Below are 25,215 nucleotides of genomic sequence, written 5' to 3' on the forward strand. Positions count from 1 at the left end.
TCGCGCGTTCCAGTGGATCGCAACCGCAGAGGGTCCGAGGAATGGAGCAGCAGGGCGAAACTCCGCAGTGGGTCGATCCGATGATGCGCGGCGGCTATGCGGCGCGCGGCGTGGTCAACTTCCTCGTCGGCGTCTTTGCCTTCGGCGCGGCCTGGTACGAGACCGGCGAGGCGGAAGGCACCACCGGCGCGCTCAAGTCGCTGCTCGGCGGCGGCCTCGGGATCGTGCTCCTGGTGCTGATCGCCGTGGGCCTTGCCGCCTATGCCGCCTGGCGCGTCACCGACGCGTGGCTGGACCTCGAGGATCATGGGCTCGATCCGGCCGGGCTTCTCGCGCGCAGCGGCATGGTGATCACCGGGCTCTTCAATCTCGGCCTCGCCGGCTATGCGCTGTCGCTGATCTGGACCGCCAACTTCTCGTTCGGCGGGTCCGGCGACTCGAGTGGCGGGTCCGGCGGCGCCTCCGGCGCCAAGGGCGTCACAGCCTGGGTGATGTCGCTGCCCTATGGCCGCTGGGCGATCGCCGCCGCCGGGCTGGTGATCCTCGGGGCCGGCCTCTACTTCTTCCGCAAGGCCTGGAGCGGCAGCTACAAGCAGCACCTAGAATGCACCCGGCTGAGCGAGCGGCTCGACCCGCTCGCCAAGATCGGCCTCGTCGCCGAGGGTATCGTGATCGCCATCATCGGCGGCTTCTTCGTCTGGGCCGGCTGGACCGCGGACCCGAACCAGGCCGGCGGCCTCGGCGAAGCGCTGCGCATCCTGCACCAGCAGGCCTATGGCCGCGTGCTGCTCGGCGCCGTCGCCATCGGGCTGATGCTCTACTGCCTCTACTGCCTGATCGAGGCGGTCTACCGCTTCATCCCGCGGCTGAAGGGCGCAGACACGCTGACCCTCGCCGACCGCTGGCAGGACAAGGCCGAGCGGCAATTGCGCGAACTGGTCGATTGAACCACGGGGGCCGTTCACCGGGCTGCTCGGCGGAGTGGAGCGGGAGCCGGAAGCGCCCGGCGCGCCTGTCACATCTTTGCAACGCTCGCTTCGGCGCGTGGTGTCGCGGCTGGATCGATCGCCGAAGACGCTCGTTATCACCGCCGACACGTGGCGCGCCGCCTCGCGCCAACCCAATCAAGGAGAAAGCCATGAAAAAGGCTCTTGCCACCCTCGCCCTCGCGCCGCTCGCCTTCGCCGCACCTCACGCAGTGCAGGCCGCCGATCTCGTCTATCAGGAGCCGGCGCCGGTCCAGACCATGACTGACGAAGCCGGCGGCGTTCGCCTCGGCTATCTCACCTGCGACGTCGGTGGCGGCGTCGGCTATGTGCTCGGCTCCTCCAAGACGCTCGACTGCGTGTTCCAGTCGACGGTCGGCTCGGGTGTCAGCGAGGCCTACACCGGCGAGATCCGCAAGTTCGGCGTCGATGTCGGCTTCACCACCCACGGCAAGCTGGTCTGGGCGGTGTTCGCGCCGACCGCTGGCTATCACCACGGCTCGCTCGGCGGCGTCTACCAGGGTGCGACGGCCGAGGCGACGCTCGGCGCCGGCGCCGGCGCCAACGTCCTCGTCGGCGGCACCAAGGGCTCGATCGAACTTCAGACCGTGAGCCTCACCGGGCAGATCGGCCTCAACGCCGCGGCGACCGGTACCTCGGTGACGCTGACCGCGGTGAACTGATCAGGACGCGAGGCTCCCCCAGGCGGGAGCCTCGCTTCGCTCTCGCGACCCGGCGCGCCGTCAGCGCTTGTCGCGCTTGGCGAGCGTGCGCAGCCGCAGGGCGTTCAGCCGGATGAAGCCGGCCGCGTCCTTCTGGTCATAGGCGCCGTGATCGTCCTCGAAGGTGACGAGCGCGTCGGAATAGAGTGACTTCGGGCTGTCGCGCCCGATCACCGTGACGTTGCCCTTGTAGAGCTTCAGCCGCACCGTGCCCTCGACGTGCTCCTGGCTGCGGTCGATCAGCGCCTGCAGCATCTCGCGCTCGGGCGAGAACCAGAAGCCGTTGTAGATCAGCTCGGCGTAGCGCGGCATCAGCTCGTCCTTGAGGTGCGCCGCGCCTCTGTCGAGCGTGATGGACTCGATCGCGCGATGGGCGACGAGCAGGATCGTGCCGCCGGGCGTCTCGTAGACGCCGCGCGACTTCATGCCGACGAAGCGGTTCTCGACGAGGTCCAGCCGGCCGATGCCGTTGTCGCGGCCGAGGTCGTTCAGCGCCGCGAGCAGCTCGTGCGGCTTCATCGCTTTGCCGTCGAGCGAAACAGGATCGCCCTTGGCAAAGCCGATCTCGATCGTGGTCGCGCGATCCGGCGCCTCTTCCGGGCTGACCGTGCGCTGGTAGACGTAAGCCGGCGGCTCCTCCGCCGGATTCTCCAGCACCTTGCCCTCGGACGAGGAGTGCAGGAGATTGGCGTCGACCGAGAACGGCGCTTCGCCGCGCTTGTCCTTGGTGACGAGGATCTGGTTCTTCTCGGCAAAGTCGATGAGGTCGGTGCGCGACTTGAAGTTCCACTCGCGCCAGGGCGCGATCACCTTGATGTCCGGGTTCAGCGCGTAGGCCGACAGCTCGAAGCGCACCTGATCGTTGCCCTTGCCGGTCGCACCGTGGGCGATCGCGTCGGCGCCGGTCTCGCGTGCGATGTCGACGAGATGCTTGGAGATCAGCGGGCGCGCGATCGACGTGCCGAGCAGGTAGGTGCCCTCGTAGACGGCGTTGGCGCGGAACATCGGGAAGACGAAGTCGCGGCAGAACTCCTCGCGCACATCGACGATGCGGATGTCCTTGACGCCGGCCCGTTCCGCCTTCACGCGCGCCGGTGCAAGCTCCTCACCCTGGCCGAGATCGGCGGTGAAGGTCACCACCTCGGCGCCGAGCTCGGTCTGCAGCCACTTCAGGATGATGGAGGTGTCGAGGCCGCCGGAATAGGCGAGGACGACCTTCTTGACGTCGCGCGGATTGGCCATGGAAGTTCCCGGATAGAGGCTGCGGATGGCGCTCTATAGCAAGCCGGGCGCAGAAGGGAACGGGGTCGTGCCGCGGGCGCGATCGGGCCCGGCCGCGCGGCGAAGCACGGCCGGGCCTTGGGCCGTCAGGCGATGAAGCCGATCAGGTCGCGGTTGAGACGTTCCGGCGCGGTGGCGAAGAGGCCGTGCGGCTCGCCCTCGTACTCGATCAGTTGCGCCTGCGCGATGCCCTTGGCCGCGGCACGGCCCGCCACGTCGATCGGCACCGTGTTGTCCGCGGTGCCATGGATGATCAGGGTCGGCATCGTGAAGGCGGCGAGATCCGGCCGGAAGTCGGTCTTGCCGAACGCATCGACGCACCGCATCGTTGCCAGCGGGCTCGCCATCACCGCCAGCATGAAGGACCAGTGCATCAGGTCGGCGCTCACCGGGCTCGACACGAGGCCGACGCCGTAGAATTTCTTGGCGAAGTCGCCGAGGAATGCGAACCGGTCCTTGCGGATCTCGGCCTTCATCTCTTCGAAGGTGCCGGCGTCGACGCCGTTCGGGTTGCTGTCGTCCTTCAGCATGTACGGGACGACGGCGCTGACCAGCGCCACCTTGGCGATGCGGGCGGCCCCATGCCGCGAGAGGTAGCGGGCGATCTCGCCGCCGCCCATCGAGAAGCCGACCAGCGTCGCGCCCTGGACGTCGCAGCCGTCGAGCACCGCGGCAAGATCGTCGGCGAAGGTGTCGTAGTCGTAGCCGGTCGCCGGATGGCTCGACTGGCCGAAGCCGCGGCGATCATAGGTGATGACGCGGAAGCCGGCTTCCAGCAGCGCCACGGTCTGGTATTCGAACATGTCGCCGGTCAGCGGCCAGCCATGGATGAGGACCACCGGCTTGCCGGCTCCCATGTCCTTGACGTGCAGCGACAGGCCGTCCTTGGTTTCGACGCTCGGCATGATGATGACTCCGGGGTTACTTGTTCGGCGGGTAATCCCGCGCGGCAGCGGCCGTTCCCGGCGAAGGGCTCACGAGGCCGGCATCGTCGACGTCGTGCCGACCATCGCCTCTCCAAGCCGGACGTGGCGCAGGCCACGCCCTTGCCCGGCCGCGCGCGTCCACCTTCTCCCGCTCGGCGGGAGAGGGATGGCGCTCGTGCAGTCGTGCTTGCCCACCTGTTCCGTAGAGGCATTCCCCGATGTATGGCATCGAAGCGATGCGGCGACGCTGCGTCTGCTCCCCGTCGAGTAAAGGCCGGCAGGCGGATGAAGCCACGTGTCGCAGCGCGAGCGGCGGGAACGGCGCGATGCACCGTCGAGCCTCGAAAATCGGGTCGCAGCCTGTCCCGCCCCGTGCGATAGCTGGCGTGACCCCTTCCGCTCGACGGCGCGCTCATGACCTTCCTGCCCGACCTTCCGACCTTCCTGGCCTTCAGCCTCGCGGCGCTGGTGCTGACCATCACGCCCGGCCCGGACATGACCCTCTTCCTCGGCCGCACGCTGAGCGAGGGCCGCGCCGCCGGCATGGCGGCGATGCTCGGTGCGAGCTGCGGCGTGGTGGTGCACACCAGTCTTGCGGCCTTTGGCCTGTCGGCGCTCATCGCGGCCTCGCCCGAGGCTTTCCTCGTCCTGAAGATCTGCGGCGGCGGCTACCTCATCTACCTCGCGTTTCAGGCGATCATGAACGGCTCGACGCTCAATCTCGACAGGCGCTCAACCCGGTCGCACTCGCTCCTGTCGAACTGGCTGACCGGGGTCGGCATCAACCTCCTGAATCCCAAGGTCATCCTGTTCTTCGTGACCTTCCTGCCGCAGTTCGTCTCGGCCGGCGATCCGCATGCGGTCGGCAAGCTGTTCTTCCTCGGCCTCTACTTCATGGCGGTCGCCATCCCGCTGTCGATCGCGATGATCCTGGCGGCCGACCGCTTCGCTGCAGCGCTGAAGCGCCGGCCGAAAATCATGCGCGGGCTGGATTGGCTGTTCGCCTCGGTGTTCTCCGCCTTCGCCGTGCGCATCTTCCTGACGCACGGGCGCTGAGGCCGCTGGCTCAGGCGTAGGCGTAGGGGCCGCCGCGCTTCAGCGCCTGGCGGTAGGCCTGCCGGTCATGGATGCGCAGCAGGAAGTCGCGCAGATGCGGCCGCTCGGCATAGCCGACCCGCTTGCCGGCGGTTTCCACCGGGAAGCTCATCATGATGTCGGCGACCGACAGCTCCGGACCGGCGAACCAGCCGGTGGCACCGAGCGACTGCTCCCAATGGTCGAGGTGCAAGGCGAGCTGCGGGCGCGCGTACATGCGGTCGACCCGGCCGAGCGCCGCTGCCAGGATCGGGCGGACATAGAAGGGCGCGCGCTCCGGGATCGTCTGCAGCATCAGCATCAGGAACAGCACCGGCATCGCCGAACCCTCGGCATAGTGCAGGAAGTGCCGGGCGTCCCAGTAGCTGTCGCTGCCGGGGGCCGGCATGAGCCGCCCGGCGCCGTGGCGCGTCAGGATGTACTCGACGATCGCGCCGGTCTCGGCAATCGTGCGGCCGTCCTCGGTCAGCACCGGCGACTTGCCGAGCGGGTGGATCCGCTTCAGCTCGTCCGGCGCCTGCATCGTCTTCGTCCGCTCGTAGCGTTTCACGTCGTAGGGCACGCCAAGCTCCTCCAGGAGCCAGAGCACGCGCTGGGAGCGGGAGTTGTTGAGGTGGTGGATGGTCAGCATCGGACCCTACTCCAAACGACGGGCCGTGGCGGGATTGGCGGGCGCGGTCAGAGGCCGGCCGCAGCACGCAGGGCGGCATTGATCCGCTCCTGCCAGCCTGGACCGTCCTCCTGGAAATGCTCGAGCACGTCGCGGTCGATGCGCAGCGAGACCATCTCCTTGACGCCCGGCACGACGGGCGTCTCCTTCATGCGCTCGGCCGGCTTGGCTGTCGCTGCCTTGAACGCCGCTTCGGCGGCGGCACGGGGGTCGGTGGGACGTCGGGCCATCGAGATACTCCTCTTCAGCGAAGGCGGACGCGGGTCAGATCGGCTGCCACGCGATCGCGAGCGCCTCGCGGAAGGCAAAGCGCTGCAGGTGCTCGGCGACGACGCCCTGCATCCGTTCGAGCGCGTCCGGATCGGCGACGGTCAGCTCGAGCTCGAGCCGGTCGTCCCTGGCGATGAGCACCAGCGTGCGCTCGGCGTCGAAATGGATGGTGCCGGCGGTCGGGTCGAACTCGGCCTGGAACTTGTGGCTCCAGTGCTTGCAGAGCTGCTGCAGGTAGCGGCTCGCGTGGTCGGTGACGACAGTGGCGGTGGCGGTGGGCATGGTGTGGATGTCCCGGGCAGATGTGACGCTCGATCTAGGGCGCCGGTGGCGCCTCGTCCGCAGGCGGTGGCAGCGCGGGGCGCAGGGGCCTGACACGCCGGTAGCGGCGGCGCCAGCGGCCGGCGGCGTGGCCGGCGACGATCCAGTAGACCAGCGCGAAGACGAGTCCGGCGACGATGATCGCGGTCTGGACGCTGAGCGCCGGCACATGCGCGCCGTAGGCGAGGCGCGAGACGCCGAACCCTGCGACGAGCCCGCCGACGAGGTGGAGGAGCAGGGAATTCAGCCCGGCGACTTCCGTCACGGTCATGAACACCGCCCACGGCACGAAGATCGCGGTGGCGACGAGTTGCGTCTGGCGCAGGAAGCCGACCGCGGCGTGGAACCAGAAGACGAGGTTCTCCGGCGGCACGCCGGCGAAGTGCACGAAGGGCCAGAGCAGCGTGAACGCCGCCATGACGCAGGCGGCCACGAAGCCGAGCGGGATGACGAAGATGAAGCGCAGGAGCGTCGTCATGCGGTGGCTGGCCTCGCGGCAGCGATCAGAGCGCCGCCGCGGCCTCCAGCGCCAGGCGCTCGGTCTTGCGCAGCCGCTCGGACTCCGACTTCAGCTGGCCGCAGGCGGCGAAGATGTCGCGCCCGCGCGGCGTGCGGATCGGCGAGGCGTAACCCGCCTGGTTCACGAGGTCGGCAAACCGTTCGATCTGGTCCCAGTCCGAGCACTCGTAGGCACTGCCCGGCCAGGGGTTGAACGGGATCAGGTTGATCTTGGCGGGTATGCCCTTGAGCAGGCGCACCAGCTCGCGCGCGTCGGCAAGCGAGTCGTTGACGCCCTTCAGCATGACGTATTCGAAGGTGATGCGCCGCGCGTTCGACAGGCCCGGGTAGCTGCGGCAGGCGTCGAGCAGCTCGGCGAGCGGGTACTTCTTGTTGATCGGCACCAGAACGTCGCGCAAATCGTCGCGCACCGCGTGCAGCGAGATCGCCAGCATCACGCCCATCTCGGCGCCGGTGCGCGGGATCATCGGCACGACGCCGGAGGTCGACAGGGTGATGCGCCGCTTCGACAGCGAGATGCCCTCGCCGTCCGCCGCCACGGCGAGCGCTTGCTTGACGTTGTCGAAGTTGTAGAGCGGCTCCCCCATGCCCATCATCACGACGTTCGACACCATCCGGCCATCGGAGGGCACGATCGCGCCGGCCGGCGTCGCGGCGTCCGGAAGGTCGCCCAGCCGCTCGCGCGCCATCAGGATCTGCCCGACGATCTCGTCGGAGGTCAGGTTGCGGACGAGCTTCTGGGTGCCGGTGTGGCAGAAGGTACAGGTCAGCGTGCAGCCGACCTGGCTGGAGACGCAGAGCGTGCCCCGCCCCTCCTCCGGAATGTAGACGGTCTCGACCTCGACCGGCCGGCCGGCACCGCGCGCGGGAAAGCGGAACAGCCACTTGCGCGTGCCGTCGACCGAAATCTTCTCCTCGACCATCTCCGGGCGGGCGATGGAGAAGTTCTCCTCCAGCGTCCGGCGCAGATCCTTCGACACGTTCGCCATGGCCCCGAAGTCGGACACGCCGCGCAGGTAGAGCCAATGCCAGAGCTGGCCGGCGCGCATGCGGACCTGCCGCTCGGGGATGCCGATCCCGCGCAGCGCCTCGGCAAGATGCTCGCGGTCGAGCCCGATCAGCGACGGCTTCTCGGTTCCGGCGAGGCCCGGGAGGGGCGGCATCGCGGGACGCGGGCGATCGGCGGGCATGGCGAGATCGATCGAAACGGCCATGGGCTTTCCAATAGCGGGCCGCGGCGGCGCGGCGCGTGACTTCAGATGTGTCGGCTCAGGCGCCCTATGTGCTCGCTCGCGACGAAATCCGCAAGTTGCGGCGCCGGGCGCGTCGCATGGCGCCGGCCGCCTCGAAAAACGCCGAAGGCGCCGGACGAGCCGGCGCCTTCATCCTGCGGCCATCGGCCGGGTCGACTACTTGCAGCTGTTGATCGAGTTCAGCGCCGCGGTCACGCCGGACAGCGAGTAGGTGTAGCGCGTGTCGGTGCCGCGCAGCGAGGTCGCGTCGACCTCCATGCGCCGGCCCGCCTTCAGTGCGGCGACGAGCTGCGGTTCCTCGGCGGCGTTCTCCATCCAGGCCGACTCGCCCTTGACGAACATCGAATACTTCTTGCCGTCGACGTCGACGATGACCTTGGAGCCGTCCTTCAACGGGTAGCCCATCACCACCTGCGGCTCGTAGGAGACGCCCTGGCCCGGCTTCTGCGAGACCAGGAAGAAGATGTCGCCGTGATCGACGTTGGCCGGCTCCATCGTCTTCGGCTGCGAGAGGATATAGCAGACCTTGCCGCCGTCGGCACTGTAGGAATACGTCCCCCAATCGTTGAATTGACTGATCCGGGTAGGGGTCTGGGCCGCGGAGGCCGCGCTCGACAGGATCAGGATCGTCGCTGTTGCCGTCAGGACTTTCTTCAGAGACATGGCTCCCCGCTCGTCTTTCGTGTCGCTGCGAACCGTCGCTCCCGCATGGGGCAACTGGCGGCAAGTTTAATCGAAGTTACCTTTAATTGCAGTTAACCGGCCACGCCCGGCTCAAGCCAGACACTGCAACTTATTGTAACTGCGAGTGATTTTGGCTCAGAACCGAACCACCCGAACGCCGCGCCCGCGACTCTTCGGCAAAAATTGGCGACAGTGTGACCGAATCGACACTTCTGCGCCGCCGGATTGCCGCACCCGCCCGTCAGGCGCCGCCGCGATCCTCGTTCTGCAGATCCCCGAGCGCCGCGCGCGCCCTGGCGTAGTGCTCCGGCCGGATGTTGTCGCGCACGGCGTTGAAGGCGGCCCAGAGCACCGCGATGTCGTCGGTGAATCCGAAGCCGAGGAGGAAATCCGGGATGATGTCCATCGGCAGCACGAAATAAGCGAGGGCCGCAAGAAGGATGCCGCGCGTCGCCAGCGGCGTCTCCGGATCGAGCGCGCAGTAGTAGGAGGCGACCACGTCCTCGATGAAGGGAATGTGGCGCAGGGCCCGTCGCACCGTGTCGAAGAACGAGGAGCGGACCCGCTCCTCGCGCCGCTTCTGCTCCTCCCGCGATCCCGGCCGCAGGGCCTTGGCGATGTCGAGCTTGGTCAGCTGAGGGGTCTTCGGCATAGGGGCTGCGGCGTCCGTTGATGGGGTGAATGCGAAATGGGTCGCAGCCAAGCAGGCAGCAAGTGGCGGCTTTTCGATCCGGTCGAACGCAGCCGCCGCTCCCCCGGCGCCGGCCTTCAGCGTGCCAGGCCGAACGCGGCCGGCTGCGGCAGCGGCGCCACCCGGGGCCCACGCCGCTCGACGCCCCGCGTACCCTGCAGCGGGTAGGCGGCTTCGAGCACGTAAGGCCCGCCACCGACCGAATCCTTCGACGAGTAGAGCACGAAGCGGCCGACCGTGAAGGCCGGGGTGCGGAAGCCGCCACGCAGCGCGAGATAGCGCGCGACGTCGTCGACCTTCGGCTGGCGCAGCCGCGCCAGCGTGACGTGCGGCGCGAACTTGCGCGGGTCGGCGGCGAGGCCGAGACGCTGGCAGATCCGCTCGATCTCGCCCTGCAGCGCCTCCAGCGGCGCCGACGGCGCGGCGCCGGCATAGACCGAGTGCGGCTTTTTGGAGCCGAAGGCGCCGACGCCGTCGAGCGCCAGATCGAACGGCGCGCGGTCGACCTTTTCGAGAGCGCTCGCGATGTCGTCGGCATGGCGCGGCTCGACGTCGCCGATGAAGCGCAGCGTCAGGTGGTAGTTCTCGACGTCGATCCACCGGGCGGAGGGCAGCCCGCCCTTCAGGAAGGACAGCGACAGGGCGACGTCGCGCGGGATCTCGATGGCTGTGAAGAGTCGCGGCATCACGGGTTCCTTCCGCTCCTGAGGGACCTTCCCGGAAGACTCTCATCGAGAGTCGGCGGTTTCAAGCGCCGCGCCCTCGGATCAAGGGGCTTTCGCTGTCGCGTCTGCGGCAATGCACAAGTTGTTCGCCGCCGCTGCCTGCCATCCGGATCCGCACGCCGCCTGAATCGCACGTATCGCTGGCTTGGCATCCTAACCCCGCGTCGGGCTGACTGCGGAGTCCCTGCCCGGTGCCGATGGGCGGATCCGGTCGAGCGCCTGCGTCACCGCCGGCAGCATCCGCTCGACGATGACGGCGACGCCCTGCTTGTTCGGATGCATGTGGTCGGCCTGGTTGAGCGCGGGATCGGCCGCGACCCCGTCGAGAAAGAACGGATATAGCGGCACGTCGTACTGGTCTGCCAGGCGCTCGTAGATCGCATCGAACGCGGCGGCGTAGTCCGACCCCATGTTCGGCGGCGCCAGCATCCCGGCAAGCAGCACCGCAGTGCCCCGCGCCTTCAGCCGTTCCAGGATCTCGCCGAGGTTCTTCTCGGCGATCTCGGGCGCAATGCCGCGCAGCGCGTCGTTGGCGCCGAGTTCGACGATGACGAGATCGGCGGTCTGCGGCACCGACCAGTCGAGCCGCGCGAGGCCGCCGGACGTGGTGTCGCCGGAGACGCCGGCATTGGTCACCGCGACGTCGTAGCCCTTCGCGCTGAGGGCGGCCTGAAGCTGCTCGGGGAACGACTCGCCGGGCCCGACGCCATAGCCCGCCGACAGGCTGTCACCGAAGGCGACCAGCTCGATCGGTCCGGTGCCAGGGCCCTGCGGCGCGGTCTGCGCGGCGGCGGGCAGGATGCCGCAGAGCATGAGAAGCGGCAGAAGAAGGCGCGCGATCGGTTGGAAGCGGTGCATGGTCAACCCATATTGCCGGAGGCCTCGCAGAGGCCGTTCCTCTCGATATAGGAAGAGCTTGGCGTGGCAGAACCGGCGATCAGACTGCGCGACGTCCACCTGACGCTCGGCGAGGGCCGCAGCCGGGTGCATGTGCTGAAGGGCGTCGACCTCACCGTCGCACGCGGTGAATCGGTCGGCATCGTCGGCCCGTCCGGCTCGGGCAAGTCGACGCTGCTGATGGTTCTCGCCGGGCTGGAGCGGGCCGACAGCGGCCGGGTCGAGATCGCCGGCCAGTCGCTCGACGGGCTGAGCGAGGATCGCCTCGCCGAGTTTCGCGGGCGAAATGTCGGCATCGTCTTCCAGTCCTTCCACCTGATCCCGAACATGACGGCGCTGGAGAACGTCGCCGTGCCGCTTGAGCTCGCCGGCCATCCCGACGCCTTCGCCCGGGCCGAGACCGAGCTGGCGCAGGTCGGGCTCAAGGACCGCGTGTCGCACTATCCAGGCGAATTGTCCGGCGGCGAGCAGCAGCGCGTCGCGCTGGCGCGTGCGCTCGCTCCGGAGCCGGCGATCCTGATCGCCGACGAGCCGACCGGCAATCTCGACCAGGCGACCGGGCGGCAGGTGGCCGACCTCCTGTTCGCCGAGCAGGCGCGCCGGCACATGACGCTGGTGCTGGTCACCCATGACGAACGGCTCGCCGCGCGCTGCGGCCGCGAGATCGCGGTGGAGAGCGGCGTCATCCACGACGATGGCGGCACGTCCGTCGAGAAGACGGTGGCGGCGCAGTGAGCGCCGTCGAGGCCGCCGACGCCGGCAGCGCCGCCTCCGGCGCGCCGGCAGGACGGCTCGGGCAGTTGCGGCTCGCTTGGCGGTTCGCCTTGCGCGAAATGCGCGGCGGCCTGTCCGGCTTCTACATCTTCCTGGCCTGCATCACGCTCGGTGTCGCGGCCATCGCGGCGGTGAATTCCGTCGCCGCGATGATGACCGACGGCATCGCGCATGAGGGCCGCGCGATCCTCGGCGGCGACCTGCGCATCTCCACCGGCCAGCGGGAACTGGCGGCGGACGAGCGGACGCGGATCGAGGCGCTGGGCGCGTTGTCCGAAACGGTTTCGCTGCGCTCGATGGCGCGCCTGCCGGACGGCAGCGACCAGTCCCTGAGCGAAGTGAAGGCGGTCGACGGCAGCTACCCGCTCTACGGCCGCATCGAGACCGATTCCGATCGACCGCTCGGCGACCTCCTCGCCGAGCGCAACGGCCGCTTCGGCGCGATCGCGGCGCCCGAACTGTTCGATCGGCTCGGCCTCGCACCGGGCGCGACGATCAAGCTCGGCAACACCGAGCTCGAGCTGCGCGCGCGCCTGACGCGCGAGCCGGACGTGCTCGCCGACGGCTTCAACTTCGCGCCGCGGCTGATGATCGCGAAGACCGCGCTCGATGCAGCCGGACTGATCCAGCCGGGCAGCCTCGTCGAGCACGCCTACAAGCTGCGCCTGCCACCAGGAGCGGCGGCGAAGCCGCCAATGGACGCGCTCAACAAGGCCTTCCCGCAGGCCGGCTGGAACATCCGCACCGCCGACCGGGCCGCGCCCTCGCTGCAGAACTCGATCGAGCGCTTCTCGCAGTTCCTGACCCTCGTCGGGCTGACGGCCCTGATCGTCGGCGGCGTCGGTGTCGCCAATGCGGTCAATGCCTATCTCGACCGCAAGCGGGCGGTGATCGCGACCTTCAAGAGCCTTGGGGCAGGCGGTCGTTTCGTCGTCTCGGTCTACCTGATCCAGATCCTGGTGCTGGCGCTTCTCGGCATCGCGATCGGCCTCGTGCTCGGCGCGCTCGCACCCTTCGCCACCGCGTCCCTGCTAGAAGCGGCGATTCCCGTCGCCGCCAACGCTTCGATCTATCCCGGCGCGCTCGCGGTCGCCGCTCTCTTCGGCCTGCTGACCGCGCTCGCCTTCGCGCTCCTGCCGCTCGGGCGAACGCGGGACGTGCCGGCGACGGCGCTGTTTCGCAGCACGTCCGACGTCGGGCGGTTCCGACTGCGCTGGGCCTATGGCCTCGGCGCCGGCGCACTGGCGCTGGTGATCGCGGCGCTGGCGCTGCTGATGGCAGGGGACCGCAAGGTCGCGGCGATCTTCCTCGTCGCCACCGCCATCGCCTTCCTGATCCTGCGGCTCGTCGCCTGGGCGATCCAAGCCCTGGCACGCCGGTCGCCGCGGGTGCACTCGACGCCGCTGCGGCTCGCCCTCGGCAACATCCACCGGCCGGGCGCCCTGACCCCATCGGTGGTCCTGTCGCTCGGCCTCGGCCTGACGCTTCTCGTCGCGGTCGCGCTGATCGACAACGGCCTGCGCACCGAGATCGGCACCAGCATGGCCGACCGGGCGCCGAACTTCTTCTTCGTCGACATCCAGTCGAGCGAGATCGACCCCTTCCGCCAGGCGATCGAAGAGCTCGCGCCGGGCTCGGCGCTGAAGGCGGTGCCGATGCTGCGCGGCCGGATCACCGGCCTGAAGGGCACCCCCGTCGAGAAGCTGACCGTGCCGCCGGAGGGCGCCTGGGTGCTGCGCGGCGACCGCGGCGTCACCTATGCGGCCGAGCTTCCGGAGAATGCGACGCTGTCGGAAGGCCAGTGGTGGCCGGCGGACTACAGCGGCGAGCCGCTCGTCTCCTTCGCCGCCGAGGAGGGGCACGCGCTCGGGCTGAAGCTCGGCGACACCGTGACGGTCAACGTCCTCGGGCGCGAGATCACCGCCAGGATCGCCAACTTTCGACAGGTGCAGTGGGAGTCGCTGTCGATCAACTTCGTCATGGTCTTCTCGCCGAACACCTTCGCCGGGGCGCCGCACGCCTGGCTCGCGACGCTGTCGATGCCGGGCGCCGGCGAGGCGGCGGAGAAGGCCGTGCTCAACGGCATCACCAACCGCTTCCCGGCGGTGACGAGCGTGCGGGTGAAGGACGCGCTCGACGCGGTGAACCAGCTGATCGCCCAGCTGGCGCTCGCGATCCGCGCCGCCGCCGGTGTGGCGCTCGTCACCTCCGTGCTGGTGCTGTCGGGCGCGCTCGCCGCGGGCAATCGCAACCGCGTCCACGACGCCGTCGTCCTGAAGACGCTCGGCGCGACGCGCTCGGTCCTGATCCGCGCCTTCACCACCGAATACATGCTGATCGGCGCGGCGACGGCCGTCTTCGCCATCGGCGCCGGAACGCTTGCGGCCTGGTACGTGATGGCGGGCATCATGAGCCTGCCCTTCCGCTTCGATGCCACGGTGGCGCTGACGACGCTGCTCCTGTCGCTGCTGCTGACCGTCGGCTTCGGCCTGGCCGGCACCTGGCGCGTCCTCGGCCAGAAGGCGGCGCCTGTGCTGCGCGAGCTGTGAGCCCCGGATAAGGTCAATGACGAAGAATTAACCGCGCCAGGCCTCCGAAAGGCGTATCGGTCAAGCTTCGGGGCTCTTGTGTCGGACGCCCGGCATCCGCATATTCTTGACTAGGCTTGCTGGGCGTCCCGCCAGCGGCGCCTCGAGGCTTTCCGATCCTTCGGCAGTGCTCGACACCGGACGGGATACGCAGAAAGGAATTCTATCAATGGCTGACTATCGGAACTACGGGGCGCGCAGCGTTCCTGCGGCCGGTACGAGAGCGGACGGCACGATCGATCAGGGCCTGCGGACCTACATGCTCCGCGTCTACAACCTGATGGCGCTCGGCCTCGCGATCACCGGCGTTGCGGCCTATGGCCTCTTCTCGGTCGCGACGACGAACGATCCGAGCCAGGCGGTCGCGCAGATCGGCAAGACCATGCTCACCTCGACGGGCGCCGCGATCTACGGCTCGCCGCTGCAGTGGGTGCTGATGCTGGCGCCGCTCGCGGTGGTGTTCTTCCTGTCCTTCCGCGTGCACAAGATGAGCGTCTCCGCGGCGCAGCTGACCTTCTGGGCCTATGCGGCTCTCGTCGGCCTGTCGCTGTCGTCGATCTTCATCATCTTCACGCCGGACTCGATCGTGCAGACCTTCTTCGTGACCGCCGCCTCCTTCGGCGCGCTGTCGCTCTGGGGCTACACGACCAAGCGCGATCTCTCGGGCATGGGCTCGTTCCTGTTCATGGGCCTGATCGGCGTGGTGCTCGCCTCGATCGTCAACATCTTCCTCGGCTCGGGTGCGCTCGCCTTCGCCATCTCGGTGATCGGCGTTCTGGTCTTCGCGGGCCTCACCGCCTACGACACCCAGCAGATCAAGGAGATGTACTTCGAGGGCGACGGCGCCGCCGTGATGGGCCGCAAGGCGATCATGGGCGCGCTCCGGCTCTACCTCGACTTCATCAACATGTTCATGTTCCTGCTGCAGCTCTTCGGCAACCGCAACTGACGCGGCACGGGATCATCGGATCGGACAAGGGCGGCCTTCGGGTCGCCCTTTTCTTTTGCGCCGCGCTTTGGCATCGATCGGACAGCCCGGATCTTCGGCATGGTCACCCGTCTTGCGAGTCTCATGAGCGCCATCGTCCTCCGCCCCGCCGCCCTCACCGACATCGACGCGATCACCGCGATCTACCGCGACGCCGTGCTGCACGGCACCGCGACCTACGAGCTGACGCCGCCGGACGCGCGGGAGATGCAGGCGCGCTTTCAGGCGATCACCAACCAGCGCTATCCCTACATCGTCGCCGAGGACGCGGGCGGCACGGTGCTCGGCTACGCCTATGCCAGCGCCTTCCGCACCCGGCCCGCCTATCGCTGGTTCTGCGAGGACTCGATCTATCTTTCGCCCGAGGCCAAGGGGAAGCGCGTCGGCACGCAGCTCCTCCAGCGGCTGGTCGAACTCACCACCGAACTCGGGTTCCGGCAGATGGTGGCGGTGATCGGCGGCGCCGACCACGCCCCCTCGATCAAGCTGCACGAGCGCGCCGGCTTCCGGCACATCGGCGTCCTCGAAGGCTCCGGCTTCAAGTTCGGCCGCTGGATCGACACGGTGCTGATGCAGCTGCCGCTCGGCGAGGGCAAGGACACGCTGCCGGACGAAGCGGCGTATCCGGGGACGCTGTACGGAGGGTAACAGACGCCACCCCGCATCTGATCGAGGACCACAGTCCGTGCGACCCACATCAGCCATCACTGTCCGGCCATACCGAAGGGCCGACCGCGCGGGGATGGCTCTTCTTCTGCAGGACATGCAGGTTCATTACGGTGCCGCATGCCCGCCGCTGGCAGAGATCGAGGCCGCCCTCGACGCACTGCCTGAAGGAGTCGTGCTTCTCGTCGCCGATCTCGATGGCACCGTTGCGGGGCTCGCAGCATACGGACCGGTCTATCCAGGCCCGGGGTTGAGCTCCGGCCTCTTCATGAAGGATCTCTTCGTTGCGGCAGCTCATCGCGGAGACGGCATCGGGCGCAGACTGCTGAAGGCCGTCGCTCAGGCGGCCAAGGCCGGTGGCCACGGGCGCGTCGACTGGACCGCCGATCGCGACGACGGGCGCCTCCTCGACTACTATCGTTCCCTTGGGGCAAGGCCATTGGAGGAGAAGACCTTCTTTCGACTGACGGGGGATGCGCTGGAAGAACTCGCCCGCGAGGAAATCCGCCGCTGACGGCGCGGGGACACCGGTCTCTGCAGCCCACCCATTCCGCCGACGCGCCGCTCCGCCATCCCTCCTCCCCTCCCCCGCCCTTTCGCACCTGCAGTAATTCCTGTATGGACGCGCGCAAGACCTGCGGCAGCGCCGTCCCTCCCGGACGCCCCGCACCGAGCCTTTCTCATTCTGGTGGATCTATGAAGCTTCGCAACATCGCGATCATCGCGCACGTCGATCATGGCAAGACGACCCTCGTCGACAAGCTGCTCGCCCAGTCGGGCTCGGTGCGCGAGAACCAGCGCGTCGACGAGCGGGCGATGGACTCCAACGACCTCGAGAAGGAGCGCGGCATCACCATCCTCGCCAAGGCCACCTCGGTGGTCTGGAAGGACACCCGCATCAACATCGTCGACACCCCCGGGCACGCCGACTTCGGCGGCGAGGTCGAGCGCATCCTCAACATGGTGGACGGCGCGGTGATCCTCGTCGACGCCTCCGAGGGGCCGATGCCGCAGACCAAGTTCGTACTGTCCAAGGCGCTGAAGGTCGGCCTGCGCCCGATCGTGGCGATCAACAAGATCGACCGGCCGGACGAGCGCCACCAGGAGGTGCTGAACGAGATCTTCGACCTCTTCGCCAATCTCGACGCCACCGAGGAGCAGCTCGACTTCCCGGTGCTCTACGGCTCCGGCCGCGGCGGCTGGATGGCCGAGGCGCCGGAGGGCCCCCAGGACCAGGGCCTCGCGCCGCTGTTCGACCTGATCCTCAAGCACGTGCCGGAGCCGGACACCGCCGGCAAGGACGAGCCGTTCAAGATGATCGGCACCATCCTGGAAGCCAACAACTTCCTCGGCCGCATCATCACCGGGCGCATCCAGTCCGGCTCGATCAAGCCGAACCAGTCGGTCAAGGTCCTCTCGGGCAGCGGTGAGCTGCTGGAGTCCGGGCGCATCTCCAAGATCCTCGCCTTCCGCGGCCTCGAGCGCCAGCCGATCGACTATGCGGAAGCCGGCGACATCGTCGCCATCGCGGGCCTGCAGAAGGGCACGGTCGCCGATACCTTCTGCGATCCGCAGGTCACCGAGCCGCTGCTCGCCCAGCCGATCGACCCGCCGACCGTGACGATGAGCTTCATCGTCAACAACTCGCCGCTCGCCGGCACCGAGGGCGACAAGGTGACGAGCCGCGTCATCCGCGACCGCCTCCTGAAGGAGGCCGAGGGCAACGTCGCGCTGAAGATCGAGGAGGCCGAGGACAAGGACTCCTTCTACGTCTCCGGCCGCGGCGAGCTGCAGCTCGCCGTGCTGATCGAGACCATGCGCCGCGAAGGCTTCGAGATCGGCGTGTCGCGCCCGCGCGTCGTCATGCAGAAGGACGAGAACGGCGACACGCTCGAGCCGATTGAGGAGGTCGTCATCGACGTCGACGAGGAGCACTCGGGCGTCGTCGTGCAGAAGATGAGCGAGCGCAAGGCCGAGATGGTCGAGCTGCGCCCGTCCGGCGGCGGCCGGCAGCGGCTGGTCTTCCACGCCCCGACCCGCGGCCTCATCGGCTACCAGTCGGAGCTTCTGACCGACACGCGCGGCACGGCGATCATGAACCGCCTGTTCCACTCCTACCAGCCCTACAAGGGGCCGCTGCCGGGTCGCGTCAACGGCGTCCTCCTCGCCAACGCGGCGGGCGAGTCGGTGGCCTACGCGATGTTCAACCTGGAAGACCGCGGCCCGATGGTCATCGATCCGGGCGAGAAGGTCTATGCCGGCATGATCATCGGCATCCACTCGCGCGACAACGACCTCGAGGTCAACGTCCTCAAGGGCAAGCAGCTGACCAACATCCGCGCCGCCGGCAAGGACGAGGCGGTCAAGCTGACCCCGCCGATCCGCATGACGCTCGACCGGGCGCTCTCCTGGATCCAGGACGACGAGCTGGTCGAGGTGACGCCGAAGTCGATCCGGCTGCGCAAGCTCTATCTCGACTCCAACGAGCGCAAGCGCTTCGAGAAGAGCCGCAACGTCGCCTGAGGCCGCGCCGCATACGGCACGCCTGTGAGCCAAGACATCAAGGGCAGGAGCGGTTTGCAGAGCCGCTCCTGCCCATTGTCATGTCCGGCCGAGCGCAGGCTTCGCGGACACGAGGGGATCACGGCTGCCGCCGGCCGGCGCTCGACGGGCCAAGGCTGTCTCCGAGGACGGCTGCCCGGTCACGGGAACAGCTCGGGCCGAGGCGGGCGCCCTCACGGGCGCCGCCCGTCGAAGGGAGGCGGCCGGGCCGCCGGCATCACGTCGGACCATAAAAAAAGGCGGCGGCGTCCGGAGACGCCGCCGCCTTGTGTCGTTCGAGAGGGGAAGGGTTCGAACGACTGGAGGAGCCTTGCTCAGAAGCTGTCCGAACCCGGAACCATCTGCGTCGGCTGATCCGAGGACCCGTTCAGGCGCGGGGCCGCATAGGTGCCGTCGGAGCTGAAGGAGGTCGAGCGCGGCTTGGACGGGCCGTTGTAGAAGGTGCCGCCGGAGCTCGGGACGATGGTCGAGCCGACGCTGGTGCGGGCGCCGTTGGCGGCCGGCACGTCACGGTCCTGATGCGTGGCCGGGCCGTTGTAGAACGTCCCGCCCGAGCCCGGAACCACCTGAGCCGAAGCGGCGGCGGTCATGGCGAGCACGGCGGCGCCGGCGAGAAGAAGCTTGGTCTGCATGATCATATCCCTCATCAATGCTGAGACGACAGAGCCGCGGTGTTGCGTCGCCGTCTCGATGGGCGTGATCTATGCTTGACACAGGGGGCGCCGGTAGACGCGCAAAGGGAACTTCGTGTTCTCCATAGAGAACGTAGGACGGCAAGTTTCGCTCAAGCTGCCGGCATCGTGCCTGCCAAATGTGCGGCAGCGGCCGCAGCGCAGCGTCATGCTGCGATCGAACCCGTTGGTTCGACAGCCTTATCGACGCTCTGCCGGTTTGCCGGGCACGGGTCCGCCGCGCTCGAACCGCCGTGCCAGCAGCCGCGCGATGCCCGGTCCGGCGAACAGGACGATGAGAAACCGCGCCATCTGCAGCGCCATCACGAAAGAGAGATCGACGTGGCTGGACGCCGCGATGATGGCGACCGAGTCGGCACCGCCCGGGCTGGTGGCGAGGTAGGCCGTCAGCGGATCGATGCCGGCGAACACCACGAGCAGCGCCGCGAAGCCGCCGCAGATGGCGATGAGCGCAAGGGTGGAGGCCGCGACGCTCGGAAGCGCTCGCCCGGCGTGGAGGAGGATCGGACGGGTGAAGCGCAGGCCGATGCTCCAGCCGACGAGAAGATAGCTGAGCGCCAGCAGCCAGGGCGGGAGGTCGATGGTCAGCCAGCCGAGATCGGCGAGCACCGCGGCGGCGAACATCGGCACGAGCAGCGGTCCGGCGGGGATGCGCAGGCGCCTCGCGATCGCCACGCCCGCCACTGCGACCGCCACCGTCGCCAGCAGGGCGCCGGGCTCGAGCGGGGGGAACCAGCCCGTCGACACGGCCTGCCCCGCGCCCTCGACCATCCAGATGCGGGCGATCACCGAGGCCGCGACGGCGACGAAGACGACCCGCAGATACTGCATGAAGGCGACCAGCCGGAAATCGGCGCCGAAGGCTTCGGCCATCAGGACGACGGCAGTGGCCGCTCCCGGCGAGACACCCCAGATCGCCGTCGTGCCGGGCAGGACGCGCAAGCTCGCCAGGAGCCAGCCGAGTGCCGTGCTGGCGGCGAGCACCGAGCAGACGGCGCCGATGAACAGCGGCCAGTCGGCGGCGATGCGCCCGAGGATGTCGGTGGTCAGGCTGCCGGCGATCATGCAGCCGATGATGCCCTGCGCCAGGTGGAAGGGAAGGAGCGGCACGCGCACTCTGGCCTCGCCCGCGGCGAGGACGATGCCGCCCGCCATCGGGCCGAGGAGCAGCGCGGCCGGCAGGTGCACGAGTTCGAGGAGCACGACGCCGACGGCGGACAGGGCGAGGAGCAGCGCCCACTGCGCCGGCTCGGGCAGGGCGGCGATCCGGGGGCGCGACGGACGGGCGGATCGAAGCATGTCGCGCTCCTCCGCGGCCGCGTCACATCAAGGTCTGTGCAGTGCACAGTGCCGCATAGAGGGACCGTGCACTGCGCTTTGTCAACGCCGGCCGAGCCCGGCAGGGGTCGCGTCGCGCCTTGTCCCTGTCCGGTCGCGCGCCATCTGCGGATGCGCCGAGGCATCAAAGCTGCCACCCCCTGAGAGGACTGACACGATGGGACTTCTGTCCGGCCTGCTCGGCCTTGCCAGCGACGTCGACGTCGATCAGGTGCGGCGCGATCTCGAGCCGATCCTGATCCCGCAGGAAGAGATCGACCTCGCCTTTGCCGTGATCCGCGATCTCTTCGTGTTCACCGACCGGCGTCTGATCCTCGTCGACAAGCAGGGCGTGACCGGGCGCAAGCGAAGCTACCAGTCGATCCCCTATCGCTCGATCACCACCTTCAGCATCGAGACGGCCGGGACCTTCGACCACGACGCGGAGCTGAAGATCTGGATCTCCGGCCAGCACGAGCCGCTGGGGCGCGAGCTGTCGCGCGGCGCCAACATCGCGGGCATCCAGAAGGCGCTGGCGGAAGGCGTCCTCGGGCGCCGATAGGCGAGGCACCCTCGGATTTTCTGTGACAAACGCCGGCGCCTGCCCACCGCCGGATTGTGGCGGCTGCACAAGGGCGGCTAGGTGGTGCGGTGGTGTATCCGATGGCGGCAGATTAATGACACGATCGACGGATCGCTTTCCGGCATTCATGGTTAATGCGACATGAAGACGATTGCCGCCGAAGTGCGCTTTGCAAAGCCATCCGATGCGGGAAGGTTGGCGGCCGTCCATGATGCAGCCTGGCGCGGCGCCTACACCGGAATCATCCCGCACCGCGCGCTCACCCGCATGATCATGCGCCGCAACACCGCCTGGTGGGCGGAGGCGATCGGCAATCGCGCCGCGATCCTGGCGCTCGAGTTCGATGGCGCCGCAGTCGGCTATGCCACGCTCGGCCGCAACCGCACCGACGCGCTGGCCGTCGAGGGCGAGATTTACGAGCTTTATCTCCAGCCGGAATATCAGGGCCTCGGCTTCGGCCGGCGCCTGTTCCAGTCGGCCCGCAACCTGTTGCGCGCGCGGGGCATGGAGGGCGTGGCCGTCTGGGCGCTCGCAGACAACGAGAGCGCGTGCCGTTTCTATGCCGGCTCCGGTGGCATCGACGTCGCGGAGGGCAACGAGCGTTTCGACGGCGTCACGCTGCGCAAGCTCGCCTACGTCTGGCAGTAACCGGCGCGTGGCCGCCGAAGTGCCGGCGGCTCCCATTTCCGTCATTTGACACGGCGGCACCGTGAGGTTCATCACCCTCTCCACCGAGACAACGACGCCTTTGACTAGAAAGGTGCCTACCTATCAGTAGGTAGCTTTAGAGGGCGCCAGTCATCTCGGTGTACGCGCCGCGGCGGCGACATCTCCGTCAGTCCGTGAGCTCGGGGAACCACGACGTCCGGCATAGCCTCCACCATCGGTGGAGGCGCTGTTGACGGTGACTTGGAAGCTGCGACGGCACCCGCTGCCGCGCGGTCTCGATGTCCGCAGCGTTCGGCGCACCTGCGGACTTGCTTGTGCGCCCTGCCTACCTATCAGTAGGCATACAGGAGACGTGTATGTTCCAGACCCTGAAGCCGACCGCCCTGGTGCTCGGCATGATCGCCACCGGCCTCCTGACAGGCCTTCCCTCCTTGGCCTTCGCCCAAGCCGCCAAGGGGGAGCCGGTTCGGGTGCGCGGCGCGATCGTTGCCCTGCAAGGCGACAGCCTGCAGGTGAAGACGCGCGAGGGCGACACGGTCGACCTCGCGCTTGCGGATGGCTGGACGGTGTCCGGCGTCGCCAGCGCGACCCTCGGCGACATCAAGCCCGGCGACTTCGTCGGGATCGCCTCGCTGCCCGAGGCGGACGGCGGGGACGGTGCGCTCGAAGTCCTGATCTTCCCGCCGGCCATGAAGGGCACCGGCGAGGGCAGCTACGGCTGGGACCTGAAGCCCAACAGCACCATGACGAACGCCACGGTCGCGGATGCGGTTAAGGACGTGAACGGGCGGACCGTGACCGTCTCCTTCCATGGCAAGGAAAAGAAGATCGCCGTTCCGGATGGCACGCCGGTCGTCACCATCGCTCCGGCGACCAAGGACGACCTGAAGCCCGGCGCACGGGTCTTCGTCACCGCCGCGAAGGCCGCGGACGGCAAGCTCAGCGCACAGCGCGTCGTGGTCGGCAACAACGGGGTCGTCCCGCCGATGTGACCCGGTCCCGGGCGGGGCGCCCTCGGCCGCCCCGCCGCATGCCGACTTCGCAGACGCATGACGAGAACAAGCCATGACCAGAGAACCGTTCGGCGGCACGCCGTCCCGCCGCATCACGCTGATGTATCGCCACGCCATCGTCACGCGCCTGACGCACTGGGTGAACGTCGCCTGCTTCTGCGTCCTGCTCCTGAGCGGCCTGCAGATCTTCAACGCCTATCCGAGACTGCACTGGGGCCAATACGGGGCGGATGCCGACCCCGCCGCGATCGAGATCGGCGCCGAGGGCAGCGCGGCAGAGCCGCGCGGCTTCCTGCGGATCGGAGGCCTGAGCATCCCGACCACGGGCGTGCTCGGCGTGTCGACAGCCGATGGCGAACTGGCCGCGCGCGCCTTTCCCGACTGGCTGACGCTGCCGTCCTACCAGGATCTTGCGACCGGCCGCCGCTGGCACATCTTCGCCGCCTGGCTCCTCGTCCTCAACGGCCTCGTCTACCTCGCCTATGGGCTTCTGAGCGGCCACCTGCGCCGCGATATCGCGCCCAGGCGGCGGGAGCTCGGTCCGCGTCACCTGTGGCGCGAGATCCTCGACCACGCGCGCCTGCGCTTCCCGTCCGGCGAGCACGCGCGCCGCTACAACGCGCTGCAGAAGTTGAGCTATCTCGCGGTCATTGCCGGCCTGCTGCCGCTGATGGTCCTGACGGGCCTGACGATGTCGCCCGGCGTGGACGCGGCGATCCCCACGCTGCTCGACGTCTTCGGGGGTCGGCAGTCGGCCCGCCTGATCCACTTCGTCGCCGCCTCGCTGCTCGTCCTGTTCGTGGCCGTCCATGTCGTCATGGTGATCCTGTCCGGTCCCCTGAACAACATGCGCTCGATGATTACCGGCCGTTACGCCATCCGCAGCGAGGAGCCCGAGGCATGAGCCCTCTTCTCACCCGCCGGCGCGTCCTTGCCGCCGGCGCGCTCGGCGCCACCGTGCTCGCACTGCCCGGCTGCGACGCTCTGAGCCAGGATCCCGATGTCGAAGCCGTGCTGCGGTCGGCCGAGGCGCTGACGATGGACGCGCAGCGCCTGCTGCTCCGCCGCCGCCCGCTGGCGCGCGAGTTCTCCTCCGCCGACATCTCGCCGACCTTTCGCGTCAACGGCACCCAGGCGCCCGACAGCGAGGACTACGCCGCTCTGTCCGCGACCGGTTTCACCGACTGGCGGCTGACGATCGACGGGCTGGTCGACCGGCCGGCAGACTATTCCCTCGCTGACCTCAAGACGCTTCCCGCGCGAACGCAGATCACCCGCCACGACTGCGTCGAAGGCTGGAGCGCGATCGGGCAGTGGACGGGCGTTCCGCTCGGCATTCTCCTGCAGCAGGCCGGATTGCAGCCGAAGGCCCGCTTCGTCGTCTTCCACTGCGCCGACGAACTGGAGCAGACTCTGGATGGGAGCGGGCGCTACTACGAGAGCATCGACCTCATCGACGCGTTCCACCCGCAGACGATCCTCGCCTACGCCATGAACGGCGCCGACCTTTCCGTCGGACACGGCGCTCCGCTGCGGCTGCGGGTGGAGCGGCAGCTGGGCTACAAGCACGCCAAATACGTCATGCGCATCGAGGTCGTGGAGCGCTTCGACGGGTTCTGGGGGGGCCGGGGCGGCTTCTGGGAAGACCGCGGCTACGAGTGGTATGCCGGGATCTGACGCGCGCTGGAAAATCCGCCGCCGGACCGCCGTGTGGCCGTTGATTGCACTGCAGCGCGCGAGCGGCTAGAGACGCCGCGACCGTTACCCTGCCAGAGGCCAGCATCCATGCGTATCGAAGCCATTGCGCGCGGCAAGAACCCGCCCAAGGACGTCAACGTCATCGTCGAGGTGCCCGTCGGCGGCCATCCGATCAAGTACGAGATGGACAAGGAGGCCGGCGTCCTCGTCGTCGACCGCTTCCTCTACACGCCGATGAGCTACCCGGGGAACTACGGCTTCGTGCCCCACACCCTGTCGGACGACGGCGACCCGATCGACGTCCTGATCTGCAACACCCGGCCGCTGTTTCCGGGCTGCGTCATCAACTGCCGGCCGATCGGCGTCCTCGTGATGGAGGACAACAAGGGCCAGGACGAGAAGGTGATCGCGGTTCCTTCGCCGGACGTCACCCGCCGCTACGAAAACGTGCACGAGCATTCCGACCTGCCGGAGATCACGCTCAAGCAGATCGAGCACTTCTTCGAGCACTACAAGGATCTCGAGCCCGGCAAGTGGGTGAAGATCGGCGAATGGGGCGGTTCGGCGGAGGCCGAGCGGCTGATCCTCGAAGCCGTCGCGCGCTACGAGCGGCAGGGCTGAACGC

28 protein-coding genes are annotated in these 25,215 nt (G+C 68.5%); 15 read left to right on the forward strand and 13 right to left on the reverse strand.

Features of this window, described 5'->3' with window-relative positions; genetic code table 11:
* Positions 1-41 precede the first annotated feature (41 nt).
* Together NPA30_RS06920 and NPA30_RS06925 are read left to right on the forward strand one after the other, a co-directional pair.
* Positions 42-947 carry a DUF1206 domain-containing protein gene (locus tag NPA30_RS06920; protein ID WP_256801753.1) on the forward strand — a complete coding sequence of 302 codons (906 nt, stop codon included), beginning with the start codon at positions 42-44 and terminating at the stop codon, positions 945-947.
* Positions 948-1,138: 191 nt separating this feature from the next.
* Positions 1,139-1,669, forward strand: coding sequence for a DUF992 domain-containing protein (locus NPA30_RS06925; protein WP_256801754.1), 531 nt, complete (start codon positions 1,139-1,141; stop codon positions 1,667-1,669).
* A 60-nt stretch (positions 1,670-1,729) separates the two neighbouring features.
* Here NPA30_RS06925 and NPA30_RS06930 read toward each other — a convergent pair whose 3' ends face one another.
* Both NPA30_RS06930 and NPA30_RS06935 read right to left on the reverse strand, forming a co-directional pair.
* The gene (locus NPA30_RS06930) at positions 1,730-2,950 is read right to left on the reverse strand and encodes an argininosuccinate synthase (protein WP_256801755.1); all 1,221 of its coding nucleotides are present in this window, start codon (positions 2,948-2,950) and stop codon (positions 1,730-1,732) included.
* Between the two features lie 125 nt (positions 2,951-3,075).
* Positions 3,076-3,894, reverse strand: coding sequence for an alpha/beta fold hydrolase (locus tag NPA30_RS06935; RefSeq protein WP_256801756.1), 819 nt, complete (start codon positions 3,892-3,894; stop codon positions 3,076-3,078).
* Positions 3,895-4,329: 435 nt separating this feature from the next.
* On the opposite strand from NPA30_RS06935, the gene NPA30_RS06940 reads away from it, so the two are divergent.
* Positions 4,330-4,971 carry a LysE family translocator gene (locus tag NPA30_RS06940; RefSeq protein ID WP_256801757.1) on the forward strand — a complete coding sequence of 214 codons (642 nt, stop codon included), beginning with the start codon at positions 4,330-4,332 and terminating at the stop codon, positions 4,969-4,971.
* Between the two features lie 10 nt (positions 4,972-4,981).
* Here the strand turns inward: NPA30_RS06940 and NPA30_RS06945 are convergent, their stop codons facing one another.
* From NPA30_RS06945 to NPA30_RS06985, 9 genes are all read right to left on the reverse strand, one after another.
* Positions 4,982-5,641: a glutathione S-transferase family protein gene (locus NPA30_RS06945; RefSeq protein ID WP_256801758.1), complete on the reverse strand. Its 660-nt coding sequence runs from the start codon at positions 5,639-5,641 to the stop codon at positions 4,982-4,984.
* A gap of 47 nt (positions 5,642-5,688) precedes the next feature.
* A complete protein-coding gene (locus NPA30_RS06950; protein ID WP_256801759.1) occupies positions 5,689-5,910 on the reverse strand; it encodes a BrnA antitoxin family protein in 222 nt (73 codons plus the stop codon).
* Between the two features lie 34 nt (positions 5,911-5,944).
* A complete protein-coding gene (locus NPA30_RS06955; protein WP_256801760.1) occupies positions 5,945-6,232 on the reverse strand; it encodes a DUF2218 domain-containing protein in 288 nt (95 codons plus the stop codon).
* 34 nt (positions 6,233-6,266) lie between these two features.
* Complete coding sequence (locus tag NPA30_RS06960) at positions 6,267-6,749, reverse strand: hypothetical protein (RefSeq protein WP_256801762.1); 483 nt, start codon at positions 6,747-6,749, stop codon at positions 6,267-6,269.
* 25 nt (positions 6,750-6,774) lie between these two features.
* Positions 6,775-8,004, reverse strand: coding sequence for a 23S rRNA (adenine(2503)-C(2))-methyltransferase RlmN (gene rlmN / locus NPA30_RS06965; protein ID WP_256801766.1), 1,230 nt, complete (start codon positions 8,002-8,004; stop codon positions 6,775-6,777).
* Positions 8,005-8,199: 195 nt separating this feature from the next.
* Positions 8,200-8,706, reverse strand: a complete 507-nt coding sequence (locus tag NPA30_RS06970) for an invasion associated locus B family protein (protein WP_256801768.1) — start codon at positions 8,704-8,706, stop codon at positions 8,200-8,202.
* 262 nt (positions 8,707-8,968) lie between these two features.
* Positions 8,969-9,379, reverse strand: a complete 411-nt coding sequence (locus NPA30_RS06975; protein ID WP_256801770.1) for a YkvA family protein — start codon at positions 9,377-9,379, stop codon at positions 8,969-8,971.
* 116 nt (positions 9,380-9,495) lie between these two features.
* Positions 9,496-10,104: an RNA 2',3'-cyclic phosphodiesterase gene (gene thpR, locus NPA30_RS06980; protein ID WP_256801774.1), complete on the reverse strand. Its 609-nt coding sequence runs from the start codon at positions 10,102-10,104 to the stop codon at positions 9,496-9,498.
* A gap of 192 nt (positions 10,105-10,296) precedes the next feature.
* Complete coding sequence (locus tag NPA30_RS06985) at positions 10,297-11,001, reverse strand: arylesterase (protein ID WP_256801776.1); 705 nt, start codon at positions 10,999-11,001, stop codon at positions 10,297-10,299.
* A gap of 63 nt (positions 11,002-11,064) precedes the next feature.
* Between NPA30_RS06985 and NPA30_RS06990 the strand changes: the two genes are divergently transcribed.
* From NPA30_RS06990 to typA, 6 genes are all read left to right on the forward strand, one after another.
* Positions 11,065-11,775 (forward strand): ABC transporter ATP-binding protein, encoded by a 711-nt coding sequence (locus tag NPA30_RS06990; protein WP_256801779.1) that lies wholly within the window; start codon positions 11,065-11,067, stop codon positions 11,773-11,775.
* Positions 11,776-11,873: 98 nt separating this feature from the next.
* Positions 11,874-14,363, forward strand: a complete 2,490-nt coding sequence (locus NPA30_RS06995) for an ABC transporter permease (RefSeq protein WP_256802394.1) — start codon at positions 11,874-11,876, stop codon at positions 14,361-14,363.
* A 208-nt stretch (positions 14,364-14,571) separates the two neighbouring features.
* Complete coding sequence (locus tag NPA30_RS07000) at positions 14,572-15,351, forward strand: Bax inhibitor-1/YccA family protein (RefSeq protein WP_256801781.1); 780 nt, start codon at positions 14,572-14,574, stop codon at positions 15,349-15,351.
* 123 nt (positions 15,352-15,474) lie between these two features.
* Positions 15,475-16,038, forward strand: a complete 564-nt coding sequence (locus NPA30_RS07005; protein ID WP_256801782.1) for a GNAT family N-acetyltransferase — start codon at positions 15,475-15,477, stop codon at positions 16,036-16,038.
* Between the two features lie 94 nt (positions 16,039-16,132).
* On the forward strand, positions 16,133-16,570 hold the full coding sequence (locus NPA30_RS07010; RefSeq protein WP_256801784.1) for a GNAT family N-acetyltransferase: 438 nt from the start codon (positions 16,133-16,135) through the stop codon (positions 16,568-16,570).
* Between the two features lie 182 nt (positions 16,571-16,752).
* Positions 16,753-18,579, forward strand: coding sequence for a translational GTPase TypA (gene typA, locus NPA30_RS07015; protein ID WP_256801786.1), 1,827 nt, complete (start codon positions 16,753-16,755; stop codon positions 18,577-18,579).
* Positions 18,580-18,932: 353 nt separating this feature from the next.
* Here the strand turns inward: typA and NPA30_RS07020 are convergent, their stop codons facing one another.
* Positions 18,933-19,250 carry a hypothetical protein gene (locus NPA30_RS07020; RefSeq protein WP_256801787.1) on the reverse strand — a complete coding sequence of 106 codons (318 nt, stop codon included), beginning with the start codon at positions 19,248-19,250 and terminating at the stop codon, positions 18,933-18,935.
* A gap of 240 nt (positions 19,251-19,490) precedes the next feature.
* On the reverse strand, positions 19,491-20,609 hold the full coding sequence (locus NPA30_RS07025) for an AbrB family transcriptional regulator (RefSeq protein WP_256801788.1): 1,119 nt from the start codon (positions 20,607-20,609) through the stop codon (positions 19,491-19,493).
* 196 nt (positions 20,610-20,805) lie between these two features.
* On the opposite strand from NPA30_RS07025, the gene NPA30_RS07030 reads away from it, so the two are divergent.
* The 6 genes from NPA30_RS07030 (at position 20,806) to ppa (ending at position 25,211) form a co-directional block, all read left to right on the forward strand.
* The gene (locus tag NPA30_RS07030) at positions 20,806-21,189 is read left to right on the forward strand and encodes a PH domain-containing protein (protein WP_256801790.1); all 384 of its coding nucleotides are present in this window, start codon (positions 20,806-20,808) and stop codon (positions 21,187-21,189) included.
* 162 nt (positions 21,190-21,351) lie between these two features.
* Entirely contained in the window at positions 21,352-21,858 is a 507-nt protein-coding gene (locus NPA30_RS07035; RefSeq protein ID WP_256801792.1) for a GNAT family N-acetyltransferase, read from the forward strand.
* Between the two features lie 377 nt (positions 21,859-22,235).
* Positions 22,236-22,871 carry a hypothetical protein gene (locus tag NPA30_RS07040; RefSeq protein ID WP_256801793.1) on the forward strand — a complete coding sequence of 212 codons (636 nt, stop codon included), beginning with the start codon at positions 22,236-22,238 and terminating at the stop codon, positions 22,869-22,871.
* 73 nt (positions 22,872-22,944) lie between these two features.
* A complete protein-coding gene (locus NPA30_RS07045) occupies positions 22,945-23,796 on the forward strand; it encodes a cytochrome b/b6 domain-containing protein (protein WP_256801795.1) in 852 nt (283 codons plus the stop codon).
* Entirely contained in the window at positions 23,793-24,569 is a 777-nt protein-coding gene (locus tag NPA30_RS07050) for a molybdopterin-dependent oxidoreductase (RefSeq protein ID WP_256801796.1), read from the forward strand. Before NPA30_RS07045 ends, NPA30_RS07050 begins: the two co-directional genes overlap by 4 nt.
* Positions 24,570-24,677: 108 nt before the next feature.
* Positions 24,678-25,211 carry an inorganic diphosphatase gene (gene ppa / locus NPA30_RS07055; RefSeq protein ID WP_256801798.1) on the forward strand — a complete coding sequence of 178 codons (534 nt, stop codon included), beginning with the start codon at positions 24,678-24,680 and terminating at the stop codon, positions 25,209-25,211.
* The last annotated feature ends 4 nt before the right edge of the window (positions 25,212-25,215 follow it).

The organism is Mangrovibrevibacter kandeliae (assembly GCF_024519155.1).
In the GTDB taxonomy this organism is placed as follows: Bacteria; Pseudomonadota; Alphaproteobacteria; order Rhizobiales; family Rhizobiaceae; genus Mangrovibrevibacter; species Mangrovibrevibacter kandeliae.

What these genes read in the sequence shown, in the direction of transcription:
- NPA30_RS06920 (WP_256801753.1), top strand. Translation starts at nt 42, where the DNA reads ATGGAGCAGCAGGGCGAAACTCCGCAGTGGGTCGATCCGATGATGCGC.
- NPA30_RS06925 (WP_256801754.1), top strand. Translation starts at nt 1,139, where the DNA reads ATGAAAAAGGCTCTTGCCACCCTCGCCCTCGCGCCGCTCGCCTTCGCC.
- NPA30_RS06930 (WP_256801755.1), bottom strand. Translation starts at nt 2,950, where the DNA reads ATGGCCAATCCGCGCGACGTCAAGAAGGTCGTCCTCGCCTATTCCGGC.
- NPA30_RS06935 (WP_256801756.1), bottom strand. Translation starts at nt 3,894, where the DNA reads ATGCCGAGCGTCGAAACCAAGGACGGCCTGTCGCTGCACGTCAAGGAC.
- NPA30_RS06940 (WP_256801757.1), top strand. Translation starts at nt 4,330, where the DNA reads ATGACCTTCCTGCCCGACCTTCCGACCTTCCTGGCCTTCAGCCTCGCG.
- NPA30_RS06945 (WP_256801758.1), bottom strand. Translation starts at nt 5,641, where the DNA reads ATGCTGACCATCCACCACCTCAACAACTCCCGCTCCCAGCGCGTGCTC.
- NPA30_RS06950 (WP_256801759.1), bottom strand. Translation starts at nt 5,910, where the DNA reads ATGGCCCGACGTCCCACCGACCCCCGTGCCGCCGCCGAAGCGGCGTTC.
- NPA30_RS06955 (WP_256801760.1), bottom strand. Translation starts at nt 6,232, where the DNA reads ATGCCCACCGCCACCGCCACTGTCGTCACCGACCACGCGAGCCGCTAC.
- NPA30_RS06960 (WP_256801762.1), bottom strand. Translation starts at nt 6,749, where the DNA reads ATGACGACGCTCCTGCGCTTCATCTTCGTCATCCCGCTCGGCTTCGTG.
- rlmN (WP_256801766.1), bottom strand. Translation starts at nt 8,004, where the DNA reads ATGGCCGTTTCGATCGATCTCGCCATGCCCGCCGATCGCCCGCGTCCC.
- NPA30_RS06970 (WP_256801768.1), bottom strand. Translation starts at nt 8,706, where the DNA reads ATGTCTCTGAAGAAAGTCCTGACGGCAACAGCGACGATCCTGATCCTG.
- NPA30_RS06975 (WP_256801770.1), bottom strand. Translation starts at nt 9,379, where the DNA reads ATGCCGAAGACCCCTCAGCTGACCAAGCTCGACATCGCCAAGGCCCTG.
- thpR (WP_256801774.1), bottom strand. Translation starts at nt 10,104, where the DNA reads ATGCCGCGACTCTTCACAGCCATCGAGATCCCGCGCGACGTCGCCCTG.
- NPA30_RS06985 (WP_256801776.1), bottom strand. Translation starts at nt 11,001, where the DNA reads ATGCACCGCTTCCAACCGATCGCGCGCCTTCTTCTGCCGCTTCTCATG.
- NPA30_RS06995 (WP_256802394.1), top strand. Translation starts at nt 11,874, where the DNA reads ATGCGCGGCGGCCTGTCCGGCTTCTACATCTTCCTGGCCTGCATCACG.
- NPA30_RS07000 (WP_256801781.1), top strand. Translation starts at nt 14,572, where the DNA reads ATGGCTGACTATCGGAACTACGGGGCGCGCAGCGTTCCTGCGGCCGGT.
- NPA30_RS07005 (WP_256801782.1), top strand. Translation starts at nt 15,475, where the DNA reads ATGAGCGCCATCGTCCTCCGCCCCGCCGCCCTCACCGACATCGACGCG.
- NPA30_RS07010 (WP_256801784.1), top strand. Translation starts at nt 16,133, where the DNA reads ATGGCTCTTCTTCTGCAGGACATGCAGGTTCATTACGGTGCCGCATGC.
- typA (WP_256801786.1), top strand. Translation starts at nt 16,753, where the DNA reads ATGAAGCTTCGCAACATCGCGATCATCGCGCACGTCGATCATGGCAAG.
- NPA30_RS07020 (WP_256801787.1), bottom strand. Translation starts at nt 19,250, where the DNA reads ATGCAGACCAAGCTTCTTCTCGCCGGCGCCGCCGTGCTCGCCATGACC.
- NPA30_RS07025 (WP_256801788.1), bottom strand. Translation starts at nt 20,609, where the DNA reads ATGCTTCGATCCGCCCGTCCGTCGCGCCCCCGGATCGCCGCCCTGCCC.
- NPA30_RS07030 (WP_256801790.1), top strand. Translation starts at nt 20,806, where the DNA reads ATGGGACTTCTGTCCGGCCTGCTCGGCCTTGCCAGCGACGTCGACGTC.
- NPA30_RS07035 (WP_256801792.1), top strand. Translation starts at nt 21,352, where the DNA reads ATGAAGACGATTGCCGCCGAAGTGCGCTTTGCAAAGCCATCCGATGCG.
- NPA30_RS07040 (WP_256801793.1), top strand. Translation starts at nt 22,236, where the DNA reads ATGTTCCAGACCCTGAAGCCGACCGCCCTGGTGCTCGGCATGATCGCC.
- NPA30_RS07045 (WP_256801795.1), top strand. Translation starts at nt 22,945, where the DNA reads ATGACCAGAGAACCGTTCGGCGGCACGCCGTCCCGCCGCATCACGCTG.
- NPA30_RS07050 (WP_256801796.1), top strand. Translation starts at nt 23,793, where the DNA reads ATGAGCCCTCTTCTCACCCGCCGGCGCGTCCTTGCCGCCGGCGCGCTC.
- ppa (WP_256801798.1), top strand. Translation starts at nt 24,678, where the DNA reads ATGCGTATCGAAGCCATTGCGCGCGGCAAGAACCCGCCCAAGGACGTC.